Origin of the sequence: Mesorhizobium sp. M7A.F.Ca.US.006.04.2.1 (genome assembly GCF_004022915.1) — a bacterium.
Taxonomy (GTDB): domain Bacteria; phylum Pseudomonadota; class Alphaproteobacteria; order Rhizobiales; family Rhizobiaceae; genus Mesorhizobium; species Mesorhizobium ciceri.
Genome location: NZ_RZQA01000668.1, coordinates 1 through 3668, shown reverse-complemented (window position 1 = coordinate 3668; position 3668 = coordinate 1). Strand labels below are relative to the sequence as shown.

Annotated in this window: 4 protein-coding genes; 2 read left to right on the top strand and 2 right to left on the bottom strand. The window is 60.4% G+C overall.

The annotated features are described in order from the left end of the window. On the top strand, nucleotides 1-114 hold a 114-nt coding region (locus tag EN925_RS27710; RefSeq protein ID WP_128337065.1), incomplete at its 5' end, for a DUF1203 domain-containing protein. A 234-nt stretch (nucleotides 115-348) separates the two neighbouring features. Here the strand turns inward: EN925_RS27710 and EN925_RS27705 are convergent. Together EN925_RS27705 and ald are read right to left on the bottom strand one after the other, a co-directional pair. Further along, nucleotides 349-1656, bottom strand: coding sequence for an outer membrane beta-barrel protein (locus EN925_RS27705; protein WP_063168057.1), 1308 nt, complete (start codon nucleotides 1654-1656; stop codon nucleotides 349-351). A 206-nt stretch (nucleotides 1657-1862) separates the two neighbouring features. Then, complete coding sequence (gene ald / locus EN925_RS27700) at nucleotides 1863-2978, bottom strand: alanine dehydrogenase (RefSeq protein ID WP_013531466.1); 1116 nt, start codon at nucleotides 2976-2978, stop codon at nucleotides 1863-1865. 156 nt (nucleotides 2979-3134) lie between these two features. On the opposite strand from ald, the gene EN925_RS27695 reads away from it, so the two are divergent. Next, nucleotides 3135-3608 (top strand): Lrp/AsnC family transcriptional regulator, encoded by a 474-nt coding sequence (locus EN925_RS27695; RefSeq protein WP_024505089.1) that lies wholly within the window; start codon nucleotides 3135-3137, stop codon nucleotides 3606-3608. Nucleotides 3609-3668 lie beyond the last annotated feature (60 nt).

The window sequence follows — 3668 nt, the reverse complement described above, 5'->3', positions numbered from 1 at the left end:
ACCGGAGACATCACCGGGCGGGCCAAGACCTTGTTGGAAAGCGACGAGATCGCCTACATCCATGTCCGCTCGGCGCGCAACAATTGCTACCAGTGCCGCATCGAGCGCGCTTGAGGTTGAGATTAGCCGCTGGAAACAGCTGTCGTACTCCCGTCGCATAGTCGCGATAGAAAGCCATTGTCGATCGATTTGCCGACCGCGGATGAACCGGCGGCAAATCTCGACATCGAGGAAGCGGGGCTTTGGCTCCGCTTTTTTGTTGCCTGCGTTTGGAGCAGACGTATTCCACGCAAGAAAAAAGCCCGCCGGCATGGCCGACGGGCCGCAACTGTTTGGCTGGAGGGCCTTTTAGTTGAACTTGTACTTCGCGCCGAGGCGCACGGTGTGGAAAGAGGAAGTCGAGGTAAGGGTGTCGTCAGGTGCGCCGAATTCCGAAGAAAAGTCCTTCTTGGCGAACTGCGAATAGCGATATTCGAGGCCAACGGTGACATTGCTGGACAGAGCCGTTTCCAGTCCGCCACCGACCGAGAAGCCGCTGGAGCCCCAGTCGAGGATGTCGCCGATCGGGTCGGAAGCGTTCAGGTCGAAATGCTGCCAGCTATAGCCGGCAAGCGCATAGGCAAGGGTCGATTCGTTCATCTTCATGCCAACGCGGCCCAACACATCGAACCCATAGTCCGTATCGACGTTGATCGATCCGCCGCCGAGATCCAGCTTGGAAGTCATGCCGGAGTAGCGTGCATCGACCATGACGCCTGCGACCCAGCTGCCGAAGTCATGATCGTAGCCGACGTTCAGTTCACCAAAGGCACCTTCGCCACCGAGACCATTGAATTCCAGGTCGCCGAGCGGCGGAACGTTGATCTGGTGCACGGACGCACCGGCACCACCAGCGCCGCCGATATAGAAGCCGGTCCAGTTGTAGGCTGGCGTCTCGAAGGCAGCACCGCCGCCGTTCTGGGCACCGAAACGGTAATTGGCTGCGATCTGGAAAGTATGGCGCGAGGTGTCAAGATTGAGGAGACCGTCCGGAACCCCGACGATGCCAGCCTCGGAAAGAAGATCGTCCTTGGTCCCGAAGCCCGTATAGCGATACTCAGTCTTGATCGTCCAATTGCTGTTGATGGCCGTTTCGATGCCACCTCCGACAAAATACCCGCTCTGATCCCAATCAAAGTCGAAGCCAGCGTTCGTATCGAGCTTGTACTTCTGCCAGGAATAGCCACCCAGCACGTATCCCAGAGTGTTTGGCGTCAAGAGGTAGCCGAGACGCAGGCCAGCGTCGAAACCGTAGGTTTCCTTGATCGAAGCGTCGAATCCCGTAATGTCCAGCGTGGTCCCGATGTTGCCGACGTGAGCGTCCAGCAGACCTCCGATGAGGAACCGCGGCGCGACCATATAGTCATAGCCAACCGTCAGCTCACCGTAGACGCCTTCGCCACCAATGCCGTTCAGCGAGACTGGAATAAAATCGCTGCTGAGCTTGTGTACGTTGGCACCGGCGCCGACGCCAAAACCAACGTATAGACCGCTCCAGTTAAAGCCGGCAGCTTCTTCTACCGGCTGCACGACGTCTGCTGCGTGAGCAGCAGATATCAAAGCCACAGCAGAAACAGCACCAAGAAGAAAAGATTTCGCGGATGTGCGAATGAACATATGCCCGTACCCCATGAGTAAACCCAGAATGTCTCTAGCAGGGAACCGGCCGGCACGGGAATGACAAATATGCAACAATGATGAGCAAAGTGCCGTAGCGTCACATCTTTCGACGCCATGCTTTGCCTGAAAAACAGGCTCGCAAGAAAAAACCCGCCGGCATGGAACCGGCGGGCTGGATTGAAAGGAGCTGTTTTTCGCGAAAATCAGGCGGCGAGTACCGCTTTCGGCTCGACCAGTTCGTAGCCGAGCGCCTCGGCGACTGCGCGGTTGGTGATCTTGCCCTTGTGGACATTGAGGCCGTTGCGCAGGTGGTGATCGTCGACCAGCGCCTTGAGGCCCTTGTCGGCGAGCTGCAGGCCGTAGTGAAGCGTCGCGTTGTTGAGCGCGTGGGCCGACGTGACGGGCACGGCACCCGGCATGTTGGCGACGCAATAGTGGATGACGCCGTCGACCTCATAGGTCGGGTCGGCATGGGTGGTGGCGTGCGAGGTCTCGAAGCAGCCGCCCTGGTCGATGGCGACATCGACCAGCACCGAGCCTTTCTTCATGCCCGACAGCATTTCGCGCGAAACCAGTTTTGGCGCCGCGGCACCCGGGATCAGCACCGCGCCGACGACGATGTCGGCTGAAAAACACTCTTCTTCCAGCGCCTCGACAGTCGAGTAACGAGTGTGGACGCGGCCGGCGAAGAGATCGTCGAGCTGGCGCAATCTCGGGATCGAGCGGTCGATGATGGTGACGTCGGCGCCAAGGCCGGCCGCCATCCTGGCCGCGTGCAGGCCGACGACGCCACCGCCGAGCACGGTGACCTTGCCGGGCAGCACGCCGGGCACGCCGCCCAGCAGCACGCCGCGGCCGCCATTGGCCTTCTGCAGCGCCGTGGCGCCGGCCTGGATCGACAGGCGTCCGGCAACTTCCGACATCGGCGCCAGCAGCGGCAGGCCGCCACGGTCGTCGGTCACGGTCTCGTAGGCGATTGCCGTTACGCCGGACGCAAGCAGGCCCTTGGTCTGCTCCGGATCCGGAGCAAGGTGGAGGTAGGTATACAGGATCTGGCCTTCGCGAAGCTGCGCCCATTCGCTGGGCTGCGGCTCCTTGACCTTGACGATCATGTCCGACTTGGCGAACACCTCGGCGGCCGTCTTGGCAATCGTGGCGCCGGCGGCGCGATAGGCGTTGTCATCGGCGCCGATGCCGGCACCGGCCCCGGTCTCGACCAGCACTTCGTGGCCATGGGCGACATATTCGCGGACCGAGCCGGGGGTGAGGCCGACGCGGTATTCGTGGTTCTTGATTTCCTTGGGGCAGCCGACGCGCATTTTCTTCTCCTGATCCGGCCCTTTTGGGCTCGTTCCCTGTATGGCTGGAGTGAACCACGAATCGTTGCGCAGGTGTTTGCGAATGCGCTTGCGCCCACCGGCCGGTTTCGATAATTGTTGCGCGAAACAGCAAGATATTCGCAGGATTCACGAATAATGCCGCTCGACAGGATCGATATCGCCATTCTCGAGGCTTTGCAGAAGGATGGCAGGATACCCAATGCGGCGCTGGCCGAGAAGGTCGGCCTGTCGCAGTCGGCCTGTTCGCGCCGGCTCGACAATCTGGAGAAATCCGGAACCATTCGCGGCTACCACGCCCGGCTTTCCAATGTGGCACTTGGCCACCAGATGACGGCGATCGTGCACATATCGCTGTCGGGGCAGTTCGAGAAGACGCTGTCGGATTTCGAGGCGGCGATCAAGCGCTGCCCGAACGTGCTGTCCTGTCACCTGATGTCGGGCGAATACGACTACATCCTGCGGATCGCGGCGAAGGATCTCGTCGACTATGAGCGCATCCACAAGGAATGGCTGTCGGCGATGCCGCATGTGACCAAGATCAATTCGTCCTTTGCGCTACGCGAAATCGTCGACAGGACCGCCATGGGCATGAAGCCGGAAATGGCCTAGGCCTCCGTTACCACCCGATCCATCGGAATGTCGTGCGGCTGCGGGTAGATGGTCGCGATG

Bases quoted from the DNA above. Each gene is read 5' to 3' on its own strand.
- ald (WP_013531466.1), bottom strand. From the start codon at position 2,978: ATGCGCGTCGGCTGCCCCAAGGAAATCAAGAACCACGAATACCGCGTC.
- EN925_RS27695 (WP_024505089.1), top strand. From the start codon at position 3,135: ATGCCGCTCGACAGGATCGATATCGCCATTCTCGAGGCTTTGCAGAAG.
- EN925_RS27705 (WP_063168057.1), bottom strand. From the start codon at position 1,656: ATGTTCATTCGCACATCCGCGAAATCTTTTCTTCTTGGTGCTGTTTCT.